Here is a 20,445-nt window from a genome sequence, read left to right as displayed (position 1 = left end):
ACTTGTTTGATAGGGTTGTAAAGGTACGACATTTTGACGAAATATGAGAAGTGAGGCGTGAGGGGTGAGACGTGAGACCGTGAGACGTGAGACGTGAGACGTGAATGGTGAATAGTGAATAGTGAATGAGTGGAGAGTCACTACTCACGCCTGACGCCTTACGTCTCACGATTCACGTCTCACGCCTCACATCTCCCACAACTACTGTTTGTTCGCTCCGGCGGTATGCAACCCACACTCCTTTTGTGAACTTTCCCACCACCAGCGGCCAGCGCGGGGATCTTCTCCCGGTTCAATGGCACGGGTACAGGGGGCACAACCAATACTGATAAACCCTTTATCATGTAAGGTATTGTAGGGCACCCGATGGGTGTTTATATATTCCATCATTTGCTCATAGGTCCAATGAATAAGGGGATTGAACTTATAGAGCTGTCGTTCCTCATCCCATTCCAACAGCGGCATTTCCTGCCGGTTGGCGGATTGTCCGGCGCGCAATCCGGTAACCCAGACCTTTGCACCCGCCAATGCCCGCTGTAAAGGTTTTACCTTACGGATATGGCAACAGGCTTTTCGGTTTTCGACCGATTCATAAAACGCATTGATACCTTTGTTTACCACAAACTCCTCTACATCAGCCGCATCGGGAAAGAATACCTGTATTCCCAATTTGTAACGGGCTTCGGTCTTTTCAATCAGATCATAGGTCTCATAAAATAAACGCCCGGTATCCAACGTGAAAACCTTTACCGGAATCCGGTGACGGGCAATGGCATCAGTTATCACCTGATCTTCCTGTCCATACGAAGTGGAGAAGACCACTTCCCCCGGATAGATACCAGCCAGTAAGGCCAGTGACTCGGGAAGATCCAATTGCTCGAGTTCGCGTAATAATTCTGGATCTGTTTTCATAACTCACTTATTCGGTTGCGGGGTATAGCGCAAGTAGGGCTTGATCACATTTACCCCTTTGGGGAATTTTTTAATCGCATCTTCAGTACTAACAGCCGGTACCACGATCACATCCTCACCTTCTTTCCAATCCGCCGGTGTTGCCACGCTATAATTCGCCGTCAGTTGCAAAGAATCGATCACACGAAGCACTTCATAAAAATTGCGTCCTGTAGAAGCAGGATAGGTGATCATCAGTTTGACTGTTTTATCAGCACCAATCACAAAAAGTGACCGTACCGTGGCCGTAGCTGAAGCGTTGGGATGAATCATATCATACAATTCCGCTACCTGTCTTTCCTCATCAGCAATAATGGGGAAAGTGACCTCGCAATGCTGGGTCTCATTGATATCCTTTCTCCACGAAAAATGCTTATCAATGGGATCCACACTCACAGCCAATACTTTCACATTTCTTTTGGCAAATTCCTCCTTTAATAAGGCCGTCTTCCCCAACTCCGTGGTACACACGGGTGTGAAATCGGCCGGATGAGAAAAAAGAACACCCCAGGAATCACCCAGGTATTCATAAAAATCAATCTCTCCTTCGGTAGTGACCGCCTTAAAATTGGGGGCTTTGTCTCCTAAACGCAATGACATAATGGTAAGTTTTAGATGACAAAATTAGGGTTTTATTTATTACCCTATTATATTAGTAGACTTTTAATGCTTTCTTAGCTTTTAGCACTTGGCTATTAGCAAATAGCTAAAAGCCAATAGCTATCTAAACCACCAGGTCCTTCAGGGTTCGCCCTTCAAGGATCTCCAGGGTGGCATCCCGTACCTCGATCATGAGGTCATGCAGCCCGCAGTTCTTTTCATCACAGTTCTTGCAACGTTCATAAAAGTAGAGGCTTACACAGGGCAGCATGGCAATAGGCCCATTGATCAACCGCACGATCGTCGCTACTTTGATCTTTGCCGGGTCCTTTTTTAAGAAATAGCCTCCCCCTTTTCCTTTCTTACTATCGAGGATATCTGCGTTCTTTAATTCCAACAGAATATTCTCCAGAAATTTTAGTGGAATCTTTTTCTTCTTGGCGATCTCAGAGATCAGCACGGGACCTTTATTATACCTTTCGGTGAGATAGGTCAGTGCCTTGAACGCGTATTGTGATTTGGCAGAAAGCATAGATCAGATCAGTTCCAGTTTATATTCGATGGGAGAATTCTTACGCAACATGGCCGCCACACCACAATATTTTTCCAGTGAAAGGTCAATCGCTTTTCGGACCTTGTCTTCCTGTGAGGGATCCACATTGATCCGGTAGGTTAGGACGATATCCGTAAAAACCTTGGGATGTTCTTCCACAAGACCGGCCTCTGCAGTGATCCGAAGATCGGTAAAGGGCACCCGCATTTTTTCCAGGATATCCACCACATCAATTCCACTGCAACCCGCCAAACCCGAAAGCAGCAATGCTTTGGGGCCATGGCCCTCTGCCTTATCGCCATCTACTTTGATGCTGTTTCCTTCATGGGTTGATTCAAACCGGTGTTCTCCTTTCCATACGGTCTCTGTCGATGTCATAATTGGTGTTTTTTATTGGCCAGGATATTGTCCATGGTCCAGTCTATTTGTCTCTCAAAATTATGCTTTCGCTGGCTACATTCCTGCTTTTTGCATATCCGGCAGGAAAAGGGCAGACATCCATCAGTATGCACAAAGAGTTCGATGGAATCACCAAAGGCCTCCTGTACCAGGTGCGACAGGGCCTCTACTTCCTGGTGGGCTTCGTGGACATTCAGGTACCAGGGCAAAGTCAGGTGACAATCGAGGTGAAGCACGCTCCCATATTTGATGATCCGTAAGTTATGCAGGTCGATCCAGCTCGCCCTTTTCTTCTGATTTAGCAATACCACCAGCTTACGCAGCAATTGATGATCAGCCTCGTCCATGATACCGGCGATCGAATCACGCAGAATGCGATAGCCGGTAAAAAGAAGAATGATGCCAAACAAGGCAGCCACGGCACTATCGATCCAGGCCATTTGGGTGAAATAGAGTAAGAGCAGACCTATGATCAATCCAAAGGTGGAATAGCTGTCTGACATCAGGTGTTTGCCACTGGCTTCCAGGGCCAAAGAGCGGCTTTTTCTTCCCTGTTTAAAACAGTAGAAGCCGATCCCAAAATTGATCAGGGCGGTCACCAGAATCAGAACCATACCACTGTCCAGTTTTTCAACTTCCTGCGGATTGATCAGGTTGGAGACAGCTTTATAGATAATCAGCGCGCCGGCTGTCAGAATCAGGGTTCCTTCCACTGCGGCGGAAAGGAACTCGGCTTTGCCATGGCCATAGGGGTGATCGAAATCTCTTGGTTTGGCCGACACATACAAACTATACAATCCTATAAAACCGGCGGACACATTCACGATACTTTCCAGGGCATCGGTCAGAATGGCCACCGAATGGGTCATGTAATAGGCGATCAATTTCACGACGAGTAATAACACAGATATCCCGGCAACCCATTTTTGTATCCGGAGATTATGTTGTGCGTTCGGCATGCCTAAGGTATTATCGTTTCATTTTACGACCGATTAGGGCCAGGAAAGGAAGAAACAGGGGATATATTTTTCGCCAAAAGCGAAAGTAAAGTTCTTTATTAAAGAGTTGAGAATCGCGAATGGCCTTATAGATCAGGAAAAAGGCCAACGGGGTAAGGACCAGGGTGGCCAGCCACATACCCCCAAAGGAGGTCATCACATTTTCCTTCACAAATTTCTCTCCGGTATTATTTAGAAAATAAAAGAAAAGAAAGAGCACTACGGCCACGATCAGGGGTGTACCCAATCCACCTTTACGAATGATCGATCCGAGGGGTGCCCCGATCAGAAACAGCACAAGACAGGCAATGGAAAGGGTTAATTTGCGGTGCCATTCGATCTTGTGAAAACGAAGGTCCTTGCTCTTGATCTCATAATCCGCTGCATTTACTCCCACACTAAGCACGGAGGAATTGATTGAACTGGTGACCGTTTGATTGATATATTTCCGTGCGGAATCGGGGATCAGGTGTTCAAATTTTTTGACGCTATCCGGTAATTTGACCGCCGGCCCTTTGAACCCCGAATCAAGGTATTTGGCAAAACTGTTACCAACAAAAGCTTCCTGCCGGGTGCGTTCGGTAACCTGGTTGATTTGGCGGCCAATGGAATCCATCGCCTTTCCAAGCTGTCGCATACTCAGCATCCTGAACTGATTCTTGTTAACACTATCGTCGGTTCGGCGGAACAGGAGATTGGTCAGGTCAAACTGTTTCTTGTATTCTTTAAACCCCATCCGGATATACTCGGTATTGGGGTCTCCGCGAGTGCCCCGTTCTTCATAGCGCCATCCATCGTACAGGCTTATTTCCAAAAACCGTTTATTGGCGGATGTCCGAAGAATTCCACTTTTAGCGGTTATGAAATTATCCTGCAGGTAATTGTTGGCATTCTCATAGATCACCACATCGTAGATGATGCTGTCTGATTGTTTTCGGCCCACTTTGATGGCAAAGCCTTCGGTACGATGACTGAATACCCCCTCCTGAATATCAAAAGTGGGTTTGGCATGAACGATATCGGCCAGCAGGGTCTTGGATTTTAAGGTCGCAACAGGGATAATGAAATTATTGAAAAGAAAGGCAACACCCGAAAGCAGTACCGCGATCACAAACAAAGGGCGCATGAAACGCAACAGCGAGATACCGGAGGATTTAATGGCTACCAGTTCCATACTTTCACCCAGGTTCCCAAAGGTCATGATCGATGAAAGCAGGATAGCGATCGGAAGAGCAAGGGGAACAAGAACGGCGGCCTGATACTGCACAAATTCAAACAGAACACGAACCGGCAAACCCTTACCTACAAAATCATCGATCCAAAGCCAGAAGAATTGCATCAGGAGCACCAGGATGGTGATAAAAAAAGTGGCCACAAAGGGTCCGATAAAGGACCGGATAATGAGTATGTCCAGCTTTTTGATCAACGCGTTGCTCTTTAAGTAATAACTTTATTGAATGAGTGGGGCAAAAATACAGTTTTCGGACAAGGAGCGGGAGTTGATGACAAATGCCGATTGGATTTTAACAAAGAATGCCATCCTTCAAAAAACAGCCCTGGTTTTTACTGATTGGCAAGCCCATTATAGAGACTGTTTGTTCCGGCAGGCTCCAACCCTTTTTTCCATCATCCAACCCTTCTCGTATAAGATCTCCAGGGGTGAGAATTACAAAGGCCTGCCCTGGATGGTGCTGGATTATCCACGTCTGTTTGGGCAAACGGACATATTTGCGATTCGAACGCTTTTCTGGTGGGGACGCTATATTACCATCACGCTTCAACTGGCCGGAGTCTGGAAAGAACGATGTGAAGAACCACTCTGTTTATCCCACCCTGTTTTAGCCAGCAATGAGTTCAGGATATCCACTACAGACGATGCCTGGATACACGATCAGGATCCACCGTTTACTACCGAAATTAATAATCTGACTTTGGAGGCTTATACCAGTGAGATTAGGAAGAGAAACTTCCTGAAGATCTCCAAAATATATCCAATAGAAGGGATGGAAAACCTCGATCGGCGTATGCTGGCCGATTTTGAACAGTTATTGAAAGCGGCCGGGTATTAGTTGCCCAATCGGTGAAAGAGGTCTTTCACCTGGTAATCCCAAAGCATGCTTTGATCCTTGATCTCCTTTTTTTCGGCAAAATCAGATATCACAAGGATGGTCTGATTGGTGATCTCGGATTTTTCTATGCGGAATTCAAAGTATTCGTCCTTATCGGAGTGGGTCCAGTGAAAACGAATGAATTTATCCTGTTCTTTTTCCAATACCTGCGCTCTGTCGGTTGTTCCATTCCAGGAGAAGCTAAATACCTCTTCCTTTTCATCTACCTGATCGGCAAACCACTCCTGCAATCCAGAGGGAGTGGATAGAAATTCGTATAGTATCGAAGGCGAACACCTCACGGGAAATTCCAAGGTATAAAGTTGCTTTTGACTCATCTAAAAAATTAAATATTTGTTACACCTATACCGTGCAATTATAATCAATTAATGATACTACAAAAATAAATTTCTGGTTATGGCAGATGCGGCAAAATTTAAAAGGACGGGTAAGTGAAAATAATTAGACCCTTTTGGCGTTATAGAAATGCAAATTTTTTTTGGCCATAACCATTTTTTCGTTAAATTGCCTTGACGATCAATATGTTCTGGACGAATTGGACTGTTGTGATGGGATTATCGGGTTGAGAAAAAATCCAAAACTAATTTGAGCTATTCAATATCTATAACCCTTTAAAAAAACCCATTTAGTACCCATACCTATGAGCATGCGACAATTGAAGATCACGAAGTCGATTACGAATCGTGAATCTCAAAGCCTCGAAAAGTACCTTCAGGAGATTGGAAAGGTAGAACTCATCACCCCCGAGGAGGAAGTAAAATTAGCCCGTCTGATCAAGCAGGGAGACCAAAAGGCGCTGGACCGTCTGACCAAGGCGAACCTTCGTTTTGTGGTATCTGTTGCCAAACAGTATCAGAACCAGGGCTTATCACTCCCCGACCTGATCAATGAAGGTAATCTGGGTTTGATCAAAGCCGCCCAGCGTTTTGATGAAACCCGTGGTTTCAAGTTCATCTCCTACGCAGTTTGGTGGATCCGTCAGAGCATTCTCCAGGCCCTGGCTGAGCAGGCCCGTATCGTACGTTTACCCCTGAATAAGGTGGGTTTAACCAACCGGGTGCAGAAAGCCTTCTCCCAATTGGAGCAGGAGTATGAGCGCGAGCCTTCTGCTGAAGAATTGGCCGATCTGCTGAATATGGACCTCGATGAGGTTTCTGCAACTCTGAATATCTCTTCCCGTCACGTGAGCATGGATACGCCGCTTTCCGAAGGGGAAGACAGCACCCTGATGGATGTAATGATCAACCCCAATGCCGAAAAGACCGATGCTGAACTGGACCACCGCGAAAGCCTGAAACAGGAGATCGAGCGGTCGCTGAAACAGCTTACGGAACGGCAGAAAGAGGTGATCTGTTACTTCTTTGGCATCGGCGTGGATCATCCCATGAGCCTCGAAGATATCGGTGAAAAATTCAGTCTGACCCGCGAAAGGGTCCGTCAGATCAAAGACAAAGCCATCACCAAATTAAGAACAACCAACCGGGGGAATCAGCTTCGCTCCTTCCTTGGTGCCTGATAACCACGATTTCACAGAAATTAATACACTAACAAAATCGCAGAAAAACATAAGGAGAAATTTCTACATTATTCCTAATTTTACAAACCGAAAAAAGAATGTGATCGTTTGATTGCATTCTTTTTTTATGCAGTAATCCGCGCAATCAATCTCATTTATGTTCAACTCATTACAAGAAAAGCTCGAATCCGCCTTTAAGAACCTCAAAGGCCAGGGACGCATCACAGAGCTCAATATTGCCTCTACCGTGAAGGATATCCGTCGTGCGCTGGTGGATGCGGATGTAAACTATAAGATAGCCAAGGAATTTACCGACCGGGTGAAAGACAAGGCCATGGGGGAAAAAGTGATCACGGCCATTTCCCCGGGTCAATTGATGACCAAGATCGTCAAGGATGAACTGACCGATCTCATGGGTGGCGAAGAGGCGGTTTTCAATGCCAAAGGCAGTCCGGCCGTCATTCTGATCGCAGGTTTGCAGGGTAGTGGTAAAACGACATTTAGCGGCAAACTGGCGAATTACCTCAAGAAAAGAAAGGGACTTTCTCCGCTACTCGTGGCGGCAGACATATACCGGCCTGCGGCCATGGAGCAGTTGCGTGTACTGGGTGAGCAGATCGGAGTGGATGTTCACCTCGAACTGGAGAACAAGGATGCCATTTCCATTGCGGAAAATGCGGTCAAAGAAGCCCGGAGCAAGAACAAGAATGTGGTGATCATCGATACTGCCGGTCGCCTCGCGATCGATGAGGTCATGATGACCGAAGTGGCCAATATCCGGAAGGCGGTCAATCCACAGGAAATCCTGTTTGTAGTGGACAGTATGACCGGTCAGGATGCGGTCAATACCGCCAAGGCCTTTAATGACATGCTGGATTTTACCGGCGTGGTGCTGACCAAACTCGATGGTGATACCCGGGGCGGTGCGGCACTTTCCATCAAATACACGGTAAACAAACCCATTAAATTCATTAGCTCAGGGGAGAAAATGGATACACTGGATGTATTCTACCCTGAACGGATGGCCCAACGGATCCTGGGCATGGGAGATATCACCTCCCTGGTAGAAAAAGCACAGCAGGATTTTGACGAGGAACAGGCCAAAAAACTGGAAAGCAAGATCCGGAAGAACAAGTTTGATTTTGCCGATTTCAAAATGCAATTGGAGCAGATCAAGAAAATGGGCAACCTGAAGGACCTGATGGGAATGATCCCGGGAATGGGCAAGGCCATAAAAGATGTCGATATCAGCGATGACTCCTTTAAGGGGATCGAAGCGATGATCAATTCCATGACCCTCGAGGAGCGGGAAAACCCCGATCTGATCGACGGAAGCCGCCGAAAAAGGATCGCCAAAGGGGCCGGAAAGGACATCAGCGAGGTCAATAATTTCATGAAACAATTTGACCAGATGCGCCAAATGATGAAAAATATGAATAAAATGTCCGTGGGACGCATGCTCCCAGGCATGAAAAGGCCTTGATAAACAATGACAATTTCGTGTATTTCGGGTTTGGGAATATTCCCTTCTTGATTTACATTTGCAGTCCGAACAATTATTTATTCACGCATTTAAATGTCTATTTAAGATGCCAGTCAAAATCCGTTTGCAAAGACACGGGTCTAAGAAGAGACCGTTCTATTTCATCGTAGTGGCCGACGGCCGCTCCCCTCGCGATGGAAAATTCATTCAGAAATTAGGTACGTACAACCCCCTGACCATTCCGGCTACCATTAGCCTGGATCGTCAAAAAGCCCTGGAATGGCTGAACAAAGGTGCTCAACCCACCGACACTGTTCGTCGGATCCTGAGCTTCAAAGGTGTATTGTACCTGAAGCACCTTCTGCGCGGAGTTAAACTGGGTCTGTTCGACGATGCCACCGCTATGGAAAAATTCCAAAAATGGCATTCCGAGCATGAAGCCCAGGTGAAAAAACGCCAGGAAGATGCACAACGCGCCCGCAGAGCAAGAAGAAACCCTCCTCCACGCCGCCCAGCTGAAAGAAAGCCGGAAAGCAGCACAGGATCGGAAGAATAGCTTTGACCGTGAGTCGTGAGACGTGAGTGGTGAGTAGTGAATTCTTTTGGGTTCATTATTCACCACTTTTTCATTAGAAAACCTCTCTCGCCTCACCTCTCACGATTGACCATTCACCATTCACTATTCAGCCCTTTGCCCGAATACTTCAACATAGGAAAACTTGTCGCCGTTCATGGCCTCAAAGGAGAACTCGTCCTTGAACACAACCTGGGAAAGAAAACCTCTTTAAAAGGTCTTACGACCCTATTCCTGGAGGATCGGAAAGACAGTTTCCTTCCCTGGTTTATTGAATCCACCCGGATCAAGAGCGAAGACGAGGTTTTTATCAAACTTGAAACCGTGGATACCCGCGAGGCCGCGGCCAAACTCACACCAAAAGCCGTTTGGATCCCTGAACCTGATTTTAAGAAATTCACGGCCAAGAATGCACCCATGAACCTGCTGGGTTATACCCTGATCGATCACGGCAAACCCCTGGGGCCGATTCTTGAAGTGATCGAACAACCTCATCAACTGCTTTGCCGGCTCGAGATCAATGGAAAAGAATTACTCGCCCCGGTAATGGAAGCCACCCTGGTAAAGATCGATCATAAGAAAAGAGAAGTAAAGGTGGAGTTGCCGGAAGGGTTGGTGGAGATGTATGTGGGGTGAGGGATGACGGATGACAGATGACAGATGTTGGATGTTGGATGATGGATGAAATAAATCTACTTTTCTCATTTATTCCGATCCAACGTAACTTTACCCGCCATTTATCATCCAACATCCAACATCCAACATCCAACATCCAACATCCAACATCCAACATCCAACATCCAACATCCAACATCCAACATCCAACATCCAACATCTGCAATCTGCCATCCGTCATCTGTCATCCGTCATCTGTCATCCGTCATCTATCCCCATCCCACTCCACCATATCGCCCATTTCGACCTTGACTCCTTTTTTGTCTCGGTAGAGATACTCAATAACCCCGCGTTGCGTGGAAAACCGGTACTGGTGGGTGGTTATGAACGCGGCGTGGTGGCCGCCTGTAGCTACGAGGCCCGCAAATTTGGGATCCATTCGGCCATGCCCATGAAAAGGGCCATGCAACTTTGCCCCCAGGCCATCGTCACCAATGCCAGCCGCTCAGAGTATTCTAAATACTCGCGCTGGGTCACCGATATCATCGCGGATAAAGTGCCCTTATTTGAGAAAGCCTCGATCGATGAATTCTATATCGATCTGACAGGTATGGATAAATTTTTTGGGGTGAGCAAATATGCGCAGGAACTCAGGGAGACCATTATACGAGAAACCGGGCTTCCGATCTCCGGTGGACTTTCCTCCGCAAAATTCATCAGCAAGATCGCCACCAATGAGGCCAAACCCAATGGCTTTTTAGAAATACCACATGGGATGGAAACGGCCTTTCTCTGGCCCCTTGCCGTGGAAAAGATCAATGGTGTCGGAAAACAAACCGAACTCCTCCTGAAGAGCATGGGATTATATACCATTGGCGATATAGCCCGCTCTACGCCAGAATTTCTGGAAAAAAAACTGGGCAAATGGGGTGAATCGCTCTGGGAAAAATCACAGGGCAGAGGAAATGCAGAGGTACATACCGACTGGGTGCAGAAAAGCATGAGTCATGAAAATACCTTTGACAAGGATCAGACCGATCTTGATTTTTTATACAAAGAACTGGTACGGCTTACCGAAAAAACCGCCTATTCCCTGCGGGAGGATGAAAAAATGACGGGTTGTATCACAGTCAAGATCCGGTATTCGGATTTTGAGACGATCTCCAAACAGGAAACCATTGATTATACTGCCCTGGATGATGTGCTGATCGCCAAAGTAAAGGACCTGTTTAATAAATCCTGGCAAAAAGGGAGACCCGTGCGCCTGTTGGGTGTCCGGTTCAGCCAACTCATTCCACTTAATCTGCAAATGAGTTTATTTGACAACCAGGTCGAAAAACTACAGCTCTACAAAGCTGTAGACGAGATAAAAGACCGATTTGGGACTAAGTCGGTGACTAAAGGCATTAACACAAAAAAGTCTAAAAGCTAATAGCTGATAGCTATTGGCTTTTAGCTTTTAGTATATTCGTACTCTAAAATTTCTCATCATGTCACAAGTCTGGAAAGAATACCTGGAAAATAACAAAGAACGTTTTTTAACCGAGATGATGGAGCTACTCCGGATCCCTTCTGTGAGTGCAAAAAGTGAACACAAGGGGGATATGCTGGCCTGTGCTGAAGCGGTGAAAAAAAGTCTGCTGGATGCAGGATGCAATAAAGCCGAGGTAATGGATACCGGCGGACATCCTGCTGTATATGGTGAAAAGATCATTGACCCCAAAAAGCCAACGGTACTGGTGTATGGCCATTATGATGTGCAACCACCTGAGCCACTGGAGTTATGGCATACCCCTCCCTTTGAACCCACAATAAAAGACGGAAAGGTATTTGCCCGTGGAAGCGCGGATGACAAAGGGCAGTTCTATATGCATGTGAAAGCTCTTGAGATAATGAGCAAAACAAATAGCCTGACCACCAATGTTAAATTCCTGATTGAAGGAGAAGAGGAAGTGGGTTCCCCTAACCTGGGCAAATTTGTGGCCGATCATAAAGACATGCTGAAAGCCGATGTGATCCTGATCAGTGATAGTTCCATGTTGAGTATGGAAAATCCATCGCTGGATACAGGTGTGCGTGGGTTAAGCTATATCGAAGTGGAAGTTACCGGTGCCAAACGTGACCTGCACAGCGGGACCTATGGCGGTGCGGTAGCCAACCCGATCACCATCCTTGCCCAAATGATCGCGAGCTGCCATGATGCAAATAACCATATTACCATCCCTGGATTTTATGATGACGTGGTAGTAGCTGGTCCCGAAGAAAGGGTGCTGATCAATAAAGCGCCGTATGACGAAAAGGAATACATGGACGAATTGGGCGTAAAAGAGTTGTGGGGTGAAAAAGGATATACAACGTATGAACGCACAGGCATCAGGCCTACGCTTGAAATAAACGGAATTTGGGGAGGTTATACCGGAGAAGGCGCTAAAACCGTGTTGCCTGCGAAAGCCTTTGCAAAAATTTCCGCACGGCTTGTACCAAACCAGTCATCCGATAAGATCACCGAGAAATTATTAAATTATTTCAAATCCATCGCCCCACCTTCTGTAGAGGTAAAAGCCCAACTCCATCATGGCGGTGAGCCGTATATGACGCCGATTGACAGCAAAGGATATAAAGCCGCGGCAAAAGCGGTGGAAACCACATTTGGAAAAGCTCCCATTCCGGTGCGGGGTGGAGGAAGTATTCCCATTTGCTCGATCCTGGAAAGAGAACTTGGAATCAAGATAATCTTTATGGGCTTTGGGCTGGATAATGATAACTTGCACAGCCCGAATGAAAAATACAACATCGAAAATTATTATAAAGGGATCGAGACCATTCCCTATTTCCATTTATACTTTGCTCAATAACAATCCTCTGCGTAACTCAGCGTTCTCCTGTTCTTTGCGGTGAATTTTACCGCGGAGAACAGGAGAACGCAGAGTTACGCAGAGACTAAGAGAATATGCCGGAGAAAGAGAAACTGAGACTTGACAAATACCTCTGGGCCATTCGTTTGTTTAAAACGCGTACCCTGGCTGCGGCTGCCTGCGACACGGGCAAGGTGAAATACCAGGGAACCGCTGCCAAAGCAGCGCGTTCGGTTGCCATTGGTGATGAATACGAAGTAAAGACAGAGCACAAACGCTGGCGAATTCAGGTAACAGGTCTGCTTCACAACCGTGCGAAATATGAAGAAGCCATTAAACATTACCTTGACATAACCCCTGCTGAAGAAATACAACGTCTCCAATACCAGGCCGCCACTTTTCATACCGGTAAAAGAAGAAGTAAAATTGGAAGACCAACAAAAAAAGAACGGCGCGATCTCGATGATTTTCTGGAAGAATGATGCTTGAGGAATATCATCCTCCTTCCTCACCTCTATCATTGTTTTTACTATTACTAAAAAGTTAAATTAGAAAGGAACGGTTCTTAAAACCGTTATTTGAAAGATCATTCATTCACCTTAAAAAATCTTTTATGGAAAACAAAGCTGTGGAAAAAACCAGAACTTCCTGGCCCACCTTGTTTGACGGGGGTTGGATGGAAAAATTTTTCAACGCGCCATTGGACGAGTTTTTCAACCTGGGTAAGGTCATCAATGTACCGGCTGTAAATGTAACGGAGACTGAAAAAGAGTTTAAGCTCTGCATTGCCGCACCCGGATTGGACAAAGGCGATTTCAAAGTAGAGGTTGTAGAGGACATGCTGACGATCAGTGCAGAAAAAGAAAGAGAAGAGAAAGAGGAAAAAGAAGGGCGTTTCAACAGAAGGGAGTACAACTACAACAGTTGGAGCCGGAGTTTCACACTACCGGAAGGGTGCATGCCCGACAAGATCGATGCGAAGTATGAACATGGCGAGTTGAAGATCCTGATCCCTAAATCCGAGGTCAAAGTTTCACGTAAGATCAAAAACATTTCTGTGAACTAAACAGGATGTGCCGGAAGGCAGCCCATACCCAGTAGCTGAAAGGGTATGGGCTTTTTATTGATTCCTTAATAAAGCAGGTTCTTGAGTTTGTCGAGGTTGGATACGAGAATCTTTCCTTCCCGTACTTCAATGAGTTTCTCGCTTTTGAAATCACTGAGTGTACGGATCAGCGACTCGGTGGCTGTTCCTACATAGTGCGCAATGTCTTCGCGGGAGATTTCGATGGGGTGTGCCCCTTCCGCATTGTTGAACTTGGCCTGAATATCCACCAGGGCTTTGGCTACCCGCTTACGCAGTGAACTATAAGCCAGGTTGAGCAAACGCTCTTCCTTTTCCTTCACATTCTGTGTAATGATGCGGATGAACTTTGCGGCGATATTGATATCGCCATTGATCATATTCAGAAAATCTTCGCGGGGGATCTGCATGATCTCCGCATCTTCAAGAATGACGGCGGAATCGTCATAGTTCTTATCCTCGATCAACGCGGAGTACCCGATAAAGTCTCCGTCACTGAACAGATCGGTGATGTATTCTTTGCCGTCCTCGTGGATCTTGAAACATTTGACCTTTCCTTTGAGCAGACAATAAAGATAGCGGGGGCGTTTGCCTTCCTGATAAAGGGTTTGCTTTTTGCTGTAAAACTCGACATCGTACTGATCGGCCAGGTGTTTCATCAGCCCGGTATCCTTCACATCACGGATGAACTGGGACACCCCCTGTTGGGTAGGTGCATACCGGTTCTCCATGATATCATTTTTCTTTAACCGCACCTCGATGGCATTGAGCAGCTCAATATCTTCAAAAGGTTTGGTGATATAGTCATCGGCGCCCATTTCCATGCCTTTCCGAAAATCGCTTCTTTCTGTTTTGGCGGTCAGGAAAATGAACGGGATGTTCTGTGTTTCTTCATTTTTGCGAAGCAGGTGCAATACGCCATATCCATCCAGTTCGGGCATCATGATATCACATACAATGACGGAAGGCTTTTCCTTCAGGGCGATCTCCACGCCTACTTTCCCATTTTCGGCGGTGTAGGTTTTGTAACCGGCCAAATCCAATATTTCGGCCGTATTGTCGCGGATCTCGTGGTTGTCATCAATTACCAGGACTGATTTCATTCTTTCATGTTTTGTTTTAAGAGCTGGTTATCCTTTTTAAAGGTTATGGTGATCAAGGGGGACCTGGATAGTGATCGTAGTCCCCTCATCCAGTTTGCTTTGCAAATGTACAGTTCCATGCAATAAGTCGGCATACCGTTTTACAATATGCAAACCCAGCCCGGTACCCTGTATATTGATGGCATTTGATCCCCTGAAAAAGCTGCTGAAAAGGTGATGCTGGTCTTCCTCCGGAATACCGATCCCCTTATCGATCACATCGATCGTCAGAAAATGGTCTACAACAAGGGATTGTATCCTAATGGGTTTCCCTTCACCGGAAAACTTGGCAGCATTGCTCGACAGGTTGATCAGGATGTTTTTGACCAATCGTTTATCGGTATGGACCATCTTTTCTCCGGAATGTTCGATCACTACCTGTTGCTCCTTTTTAAGAACTGGTTTTAATTCTTCTGCGGTTTCGCGCAGGAGTTCTTCCAGGTCAAAGGTGGAATGGCTCACCATCACTTTGTTTTCATCCAGTCGGCCAAGCGATAGAAAATCTTCCAATATCTCATTGAGGTGCTTGACACTATCCTTGATCCGGTTGATGTGTTTATTACGTTTTTCCTGTTCCTCCGTCTGGGTATATTTAGCAAGCAGGGAGGCCGAGGAGAGGACGCTGCTCAAAGGGGTTCTGAACTCATGCGAGGCCATGGATACAAAGCGGCTCTTGATCTCATTCAATTGTCGTTCTTTATCCAGTGCATCGCGCAATTCGTTCTGAGATTGTTCCAGTTTGGTCAGCGCTTCCTTAAGTATCTGGGTTCGTTCTTCCACCTTGATCTCCAACTCCGTATTGAGTTTACGAATATCATTGGTGATCTTTTCCAATTGCTTTTTCTGTCGGATCATGCCTTCCTCTGCCTTTTTGCGGTAGGTGATATCCACAATAAAGGCAATCACATACATATTATTCTTTTGACGATAGTGACTTAAACTCACTTCCACCGGAAATTCGGAGCCGTCTTTTCGCCGGGCAAATAGGTCACGGCCTGAGCCCATGGTCCGGTTTCCGGGGTGTTGGTAATAGCCTTTTCGGTGGGAATAGTGTTGCCCTTTTACGCTGTCGGGTACCAGGATCTCTACCCGGTTACCGATCAGTTCGAGTGAGGAATAGCCAAAAATCCGTTCGGCAGCCGGGTTGAGCAAAACGATCTTTCCTTGTCCGTCGGCCAACACAATTCCTTCCGTAGCATTTTCAAACAGGGAGGTCATGTGCTGCTTTTCCAGTTCAAGCTGGCTTTGTTGTTTTTTAAAATGCAGTGCCAGCAGGGTTGTAAAGAGAATAAGGATCAGGGAAAAGGACCGAAGTGTCAGGTTATCGGGGGAAAAAAGGTTGGTGTCGTGGCGAAGGGTATCAATGGTCACGAGCAATGCGGCCACAATACCGGTGAACCAGGTGACCCGTAATCCGGGAATGAATACGGTTAAAAAGATCACCAGGGGCAGACCACTTTCAGCAATTGGGTAATCAGGAAAGAAGAAGCCCAGGGGAACGATTATCATCAATATGACCACAGCCCAGAATTGGGCCTGCCGGCTGCTCAGTTTGATCATGCAGTTAGATAAGAGTTAAGACGGGTGTGAAGTTAACTCAATGGAGATCATTCTGCAAAAGTTCCTTTTCCATTTGAATGGCCTTGGGGAAGAGGATATTGTTCTCCAAATGAAGGTGTTGGACCAGGTCGTTATCGAATTCGCGGAGCTTATAGAAGGTTACCCGGTGCATATTGCAGGGTTTCTCCGGAAGCTGAAAATTATGGGTAATCGCCCGTAGCCGTCTTAATTGCCCGTTGGTTACATCATGTTCATTCTTCATCATGTCCTCCACGGGTTTGCGCAGGGTACGTACCAGCAAACCGGCATAGCTTTCCTTATTATAATAGGCGTAGGCGATCTGTTTGATATAGGGGAAAATGATCTCCTCTTCCTGTTGCATATGGGGGATCATGTGTTTCTCCATACGTTGGATCAGGACCTGCATTTCCTCCAGTTCAGGATACTTTTTGAGATGACCTTCGATGAATTTGTCCACGTACTCCCTGATCTCGGGGAGGGCTTTTTTCAGGTAGCGGTGGTGGACATTAATGATATAATCCGACAGGAAATCGAGTTTCCATTCATCAAAAGGTAAGGCATTGGAGATCTGGATCGTACGGGTAGCCGATTTCAGTTCCCGAAGCAGGGTTTCGAGGTCGAGCCCTTTCATTTTGCTGGTGGCTTCCAACGACCACTTACCCCCACAGCAAAAATCGATGTCGTACTTGCGAAAGACATCAGCTGTGCGGTAATCGTGCGCCACTATTTCGTTGACGTACGAAGCCCCATCGATCTTATAGTCGGCTAAAACCATCTAAAATTTTAGAAAAATAATCCCCCGGCAAAATAGAAGAAACACCTCTCCTGAAACATGACAAAAATCAGGTGAAACCCTTATTTTTTACAGGTTATTGATTGAAATACGATCAATTGTCAAGGCTGTTTCTCCAGAAATCAGGTCCTTTACAGTTGTATTGGTCAATAATTCAACAAAATCCTGACGAATCTTGAGTACATTGTGGTGCAAAGGACATGGGTGATCGATATCGCATTTATTAAAGCGCAGTTCACAATGACCTAGTTGGTCAATATCGTCTGTGGTCTTGAAAATCTCCAGAATAGGCTTATTCAATGTATCAGGCATCAATTCAAATCCCCCATAAGGTCCTTTGGTAGATTTTAGCAACCCGGTTTTTACCAATTCCTGAAGAATCTTCCCCAGGAAGTGTTTTGGAGCTGCTAACTTCTCGGCTATTTCTTCCACTTGAATTTTCCGGCCCTCCTCTTGTACCATGGAGATATATAATATGCCTCTTATTGCGTACCCGAATGATTTTGATAGAAACATAAAATGGTTTTTTCAAAAATACAGGTGTCCTTTTTGCCCGTTGGTGATGATAATCATTAGCTGCTTTGACTCCTGTCAACAAAATAGACTTTAACGTCTGATATTTTTGCAAAAAGGACTTTAAAGTCTTTTTTAAAATCAAAAAATCAAAACACACAATTATGAAGCTGGAAAAAACATGGATCCTGGCACTACTAACGGGATCTGTCATTTGGTTCATCTCTTGTGGTGAACAAGGGGTAAAAGAATCTGATCCCCCTGTTGACATTGAAAAGGTGGCTGAAAAACAGCCTGAGGTGCATGGCAGTGAGATAAAGGCAGGTGACATCAAATTTGAAAACCCGCTTAATGCGGAATGGGTATTGTCAGGAAAAGGCATTTATGAATTGAAATGCCAGGCCTGTCACAAATTAACCACAGATAAACTAGTGGGCCCAGGCTGGAAGGATGTGACCAAAAAACGTGAGCCAGTATGGATCATGAACATGATCACCAATGTGGACATGATGCTGGAAAAAGATCCGGAAGCTCAAAAACTTCTCGAGCAATGTTTGGTTCGAATGCCCAACCAGAATATTACTACGGATGAGGCCCGTCAGGTGATCGAATTCATGCGACAGAATGACGGAGAAAAATAGGAATGCTTAATATTTAAAATTATCCAACATGACTGCCAATTATCAGAAATGGATGCAGGCCAGCCTGCTCCTTACCTTCTTTGCCCTCACACTATTTTCGTGCAAGCCAAAAGGAACGCAATCCGCTGTGAGTGGTGATGCCGCAACTAAAGTATATGTAGCGCCAGGTAAGTATGATGAATTTTACAATTTCGTTTCGGGAGGGTTCAGCGGACAAATGTCTGTATATGGCCTGCCTTCTGGCCGGCTTTTCCGGGTAATCCCCGTTTTTTCCGTTGACCCCGAAAAAGGATATGGGTATAGTGAAGAAAGCAAACCCATGCTTAATACCTCTCATGGTTTTGTTCCCTGGGATGACCTGCACCATATTGCCCTGTCGGTCACAAAAAGTGAACACGACGGGCGATGGGCATTTGGCAACGCCAATAATACCCCGCGTATAGCGCGCATTGACCTAAAAACCTTTAGAACTGCCGAGATCATTGAGATTCCCAATAGCGCTGGTAACCACTCCTCCCCTTTTATTACCCAGAATTCAGAATATGTTGTAGCCGGAACAAGGTTCTCCGTGCCTATTGGTGATAATCAGGATGTGCCTATCAATACGTATAAGGACAATTTTAAAGGAACTGTAAGTTTTATTGGCGTTGATCCCAAAGAAGGAACGATGAACGTGGCATTTCAGATCCTGACACCAGGCATCAACTTTGATCTGGCTCGTGCAGGAAAGGGTAAATCGGGCGATTGGTTCTTTTTTAGTTGTTATAACTCTGAAAAAGCCAATACTCTGCTGGAAGTAAATGCATCACAAAAGGACAAGGATTTCATTATGGCCGTAAACTGGAAAAAGGCAGAAGAGTATGCCAAAGCCGGAAAAGGCCAGAAGAAACCCGTTAGGTATGCGCATAATGTATATGATGAGAAAACACATAGCGCCAAATCCACGATCATGAATGAGGTTTTGGTACTTGATCCGAAGGACTGTCCTGACATGGTGTACTTTATGCCCTGCCCCAAATCGCCCCATGGTTGTGATACCGATCCGTCTGGTGAATACATAGTGGGAAGTGGTAAACTGGCTGCGGTTATTCCCGTATTCTCCTTTACAAAAATTCAAGCGGCCATTGCTGCGAAAAATTATGACGGAGATTTTGATGGCATTCCGGTTTTAAAATATGAGGCCGTATTACATGGGGAAGTACAAAAACCCGGTCTGGGACCTTTACACACTGAATTTGACGCGAATGGCTATGCCTATACCTCCTTTTTTGTATCCTCGGAGATCGTAAAATGGAGGGTCAGTGACCTGCAAGTGGTGGATCGGGTACCGACTTATTATTCGATCGGTCACCTGAGTGTTCCGGGAGGCCCCACGGCCAAACCACATGGAAAATATGTAATCGCTTATAACAAGATCACCAAAGACCGCTATCTGCCTACCGGACCCGAATTGGCGCAAAGCGCTCAGCTCTATGATATCAGCGGGGAAAAGATGAAGTTGATCCTTGACTTCCCAACCATAGGCGAGCCCCATTATGCGGAAGCTATTCCTTCCTCCTTGATCATGAACAACAGTAAGAAGATCTATGCCATTGAAGAGAATGGACACCCTTATGCTGCAAAAGGCGAAGGACAGGCCAAGGTGGAGCGTAAAGGAAATGAGATCCATGTCTACATGTCTTCGATACGTTCGCATTTTACCCCAGATAATATTGAAGGCGTAAAATTGGGTGATATTGTATTCTTCCATGTTACGAATTTGGAGCAGGATTGGGATGTGCCCCATGGCTTCGCTGTAAAAGGAGCAAGCAATGCGGAATTACTTATTATGCCCGGTGAAACACAGACTTTAGTTTGGAAACCAGAAAAAGTCGGGGTTTACCCCATGTATTGTACCGATTTCTGTTCTGCACTGCACCAGGAAATGCAAGGATATATCCGCGTAAGCCCTGCCGGTTCGAACGTACCGCTGACGTTTAGTACCGGTACAAACCTGCCGACAGAACCCGGAAAATAAT

22 protein-coding genes are annotated in these 20,445 nt (G+C 45.9%); 11 read left to right on the top strand and 11 right to left on the bottom strand.

All coding sequences use genetic code 11. The annotated features are described in order from the left end of the window. Window positions 1-201: 201 nt before the first annotated feature. The 6 genes from J0M30_06105 to J0M30_06080 all read right to left on the bottom strand — a co-directional run bounded on the left by J0M30_06105 (window position 202) and on the right by J0M30_06080 (window position 4,924). Entirely contained in the window at window positions 202-912 is a 711-nt protein-coding gene (locus J0M30_06105; GenBank protein ID MBN8667061.1) for a phosphoadenylyl-sulfate reductase, read from the bottom strand. A 3-nt stretch (window positions 913-915) separates the two neighbouring features. Continuing rightward, window positions 916-1,551, bottom strand: coding sequence for a peroxiredoxin (locus J0M30_06100; protein ID MBN8667060.1), 636 nt, complete (start codon window positions 1,549-1,551; stop codon window positions 916-918). Window positions 1,552-1,675: 124 nt separating this feature from the next. After that, entirely contained in the window at window positions 1,676-2,083 is a 408-nt protein-coding gene (locus tag J0M30_06095; GenBank protein MBN8667059.1) for an Rrf2 family transcriptional regulator, read from the bottom strand. Between the two features lie 3 nt (window positions 2,084-2,086). Further along, window positions 2,087-2,482, bottom strand: coding sequence for an OsmC family protein (locus J0M30_06090; protein MBN8667058.1), 396 nt, complete (start codon window positions 2,480-2,482; stop codon window positions 2,087-2,089). Then, the gene (locus J0M30_06085) at window positions 2,479-3,462 is read right to left on the bottom strand and encodes a cation transporter (protein MBN8667057.1); all 984 of its coding nucleotides are present in this window, start codon (window positions 3,460-3,462) and stop codon (window positions 2,479-2,481) included. Before J0M30_06085 ends, J0M30_06090 begins: the two co-directional genes overlap by 4 nt. 10 nt (window positions 3,463-3,472) lie before the next feature. Then, on the bottom strand, window positions 3,473-4,924 hold the full coding sequence (locus tag J0M30_06080) for an LptF/LptG family permease (GenBank protein MBN8667056.1): 1,452 nt from the start codon (window positions 4,922-4,924) through the stop codon (window positions 3,473-3,475). A gap of 34 nt (window positions 4,925-4,958) precedes the next feature. On the opposite strand from J0M30_06080, the gene J0M30_06075 reads away from it, so the two are divergent. Continuing rightward, window positions 4,959-5,570: a hypothetical protein gene (locus J0M30_06075; GenBank protein ID MBN8667055.1), complete on the top strand. Its 612-nt coding sequence runs from the start codon at window positions 4,959-4,961 to the stop codon at window positions 5,568-5,570. Here the strand turns inward: J0M30_06075 and J0M30_06070 are convergent. Further along, window positions 5,567-5,947, bottom strand: a complete 381-nt coding sequence (locus J0M30_06070; protein MBN8667054.1) for an ATPase — start codon at window positions 5,945-5,947, stop codon at window positions 5,567-5,569. The two genes, J0M30_06075 and J0M30_06070, sit on opposite strands and share 4 nt — an antisense overlap. A gap of 323 nt (window positions 5,948-6,270) precedes the next feature. Here J0M30_06070 and J0M30_06065 point away from each other — a divergent pair, with 323 nt between their 5' ends. From J0M30_06065 to J0M30_06030, 8 genes are all read left to right on the top strand, one after another. Next, window positions 6,271-7,146, top strand: coding sequence for an RNA polymerase sigma factor RpoD/SigA (locus J0M30_06065; protein ID MBN8667053.1), 876 nt, complete (start codon window positions 6,271-6,273; stop codon window positions 7,144-7,146). 157 nt (window positions 7,147-7,303) lie between these two features. Further along, the gene (gene ffh, locus J0M30_06060) at window positions 7,304-8,629 is read left to right on the top strand and encodes a signal recognition particle protein (protein MBN8667052.1); all 1,326 of its coding nucleotides are present in this window, start codon (window positions 7,304-7,306) and stop codon (window positions 8,627-8,629) included. Window positions 8,630-8,735: 106 nt separating this feature from the next. After that, complete coding sequence (gene rpsP, locus J0M30_06055; protein ID MBN8667051.1) at window positions 8,736-9,185, top strand: 30S ribosomal protein S16; 450 nt, start codon at window positions 8,736-8,738, stop codon at window positions 9,183-9,185. A gap of 135 nt (window positions 9,186-9,320) precedes the next feature. Continuing rightward, complete coding sequence (gene rimM / locus J0M30_06050; GenBank protein ID MBN8667050.1) at window positions 9,321-9,839, top strand: 16S rRNA processing protein RimM; 519 nt, start codon at window positions 9,321-9,323, stop codon at window positions 9,837-9,839. Window positions 9,840-10,089: 250 nt separating this feature from the next. Beyond that, the gene (dinB, locus tag J0M30_06045; GenBank protein ID MBN8667049.1) at window positions 10,090-11,250 is read left to right on the top strand and encodes a DNA polymerase IV; all 1,161 of its coding nucleotides are present in this window, start codon (window positions 10,090-10,092) and stop codon (window positions 11,248-11,250) included. 58 nt (window positions 11,251-11,308) lie between these two features. Continuing rightward, window positions 11,309-12,673, top strand: a complete 1,365-nt coding sequence (locus J0M30_06040) for a dipeptidase (protein MBN8667048.1) — start codon at window positions 11,309-11,311, stop codon at window positions 12,671-12,673. Between the two features lie 95 nt (window positions 12,674-12,768). Next, window positions 12,769-13,155, top strand: a complete 387-nt coding sequence (locus J0M30_06035) for an RNA-binding S4 domain-containing protein (GenBank protein ID MBN8667047.1) — start codon at window positions 12,769-12,771, stop codon at window positions 13,153-13,155. A 131-nt stretch (window positions 13,156-13,286) separates the two neighbouring features. Further along, window positions 13,287-13,739, top strand: coding sequence for an Hsp20/alpha crystallin family protein (locus tag J0M30_06030; GenBank protein ID MBN8667046.1), 453 nt, complete (start codon window positions 13,287-13,289; stop codon window positions 13,737-13,739). Window positions 13,740-13,804: 65 nt separating this feature from the next. Here J0M30_06030 and J0M30_06025 read toward each other — a convergent pair whose 3' ends face one another. From J0M30_06025 to J0M30_06010, 4 genes are all read right to left on the bottom strand, one after another. Next, entirely contained in the window at window positions 13,805-14,860 is a 1,056-nt protein-coding gene (locus tag J0M30_06025; GenBank protein MBN8667045.1) for a response regulator, read from the bottom strand. 36 nt (window positions 14,861-14,896) lie between these two features. Continuing rightward, window positions 14,897-16,117 carry a PAS domain-containing sensor histidine kinase gene (locus tag J0M30_06020; GenBank protein ID MBN8667044.1) on the bottom strand — a complete coding sequence of 407 codons (1,221 nt, stop codon included), beginning with the start codon at window positions 16,115-16,117 and terminating at the stop codon, window positions 14,897-14,899. Between the two features lie 379 nt (window positions 16,118-16,496). Further along, window positions 16,497-17,255 (bottom strand): DUF542 domain-containing protein, encoded by a 759-nt coding sequence (locus tag J0M30_06015; GenBank protein MBN8667043.1) that lies wholly within the window; start codon window positions 17,253-17,255, stop codon window positions 16,497-16,499. A gap of 87 nt (window positions 17,256-17,342) precedes the next feature. Next, window positions 17,343-17,789: an Rrf2 family transcriptional regulator gene (locus tag J0M30_06010; protein ID MBN8667042.1), complete on the bottom strand. Its 447-nt coding sequence runs from the start codon at window positions 17,787-17,789 to the stop codon at window positions 17,343-17,345. A 161-nt stretch (window positions 17,790-17,950) separates the two neighbouring features. Here J0M30_06010 and J0M30_06005 point away from each other — a divergent pair, with 161 nt between their 5' ends. Both J0M30_06005 and nosZ read left to right on the top strand, forming a co-directional pair. Beyond that, window positions 17,951-18,427 carry a cytochrome c gene (locus J0M30_06005; GenBank protein MBN8667041.1) on the top strand — a complete coding sequence of 159 codons (477 nt, stop codon included), beginning with the start codon at window positions 17,951-17,953 and terminating at the stop codon, window positions 18,425-18,427. Window positions 18,428-18,479: 52 nt separating this feature from the next. Then, a complete protein-coding gene (gene nosZ / locus J0M30_06000; protein MBN8667040.1) occupies window positions 18,480-20,444 on the top strand; it encodes a Sec-dependent nitrous-oxide reductase in 1,965 nt (654 codons plus the stop codon). The last annotated feature ends 1 nt before the right edge of the window (window position 20,445 follow it).

The organism is Chitinophagales bacterium (assembly GCA_017303415.1).
Classification (GTDB): Bacteria; Bacteroidota; Bacteroidia; order Chitinophagales; family Chitinophagaceae; genus SpSt-398.
This window is presented reverse-complemented; position numbering and strand designations above follow the sequence as displayed.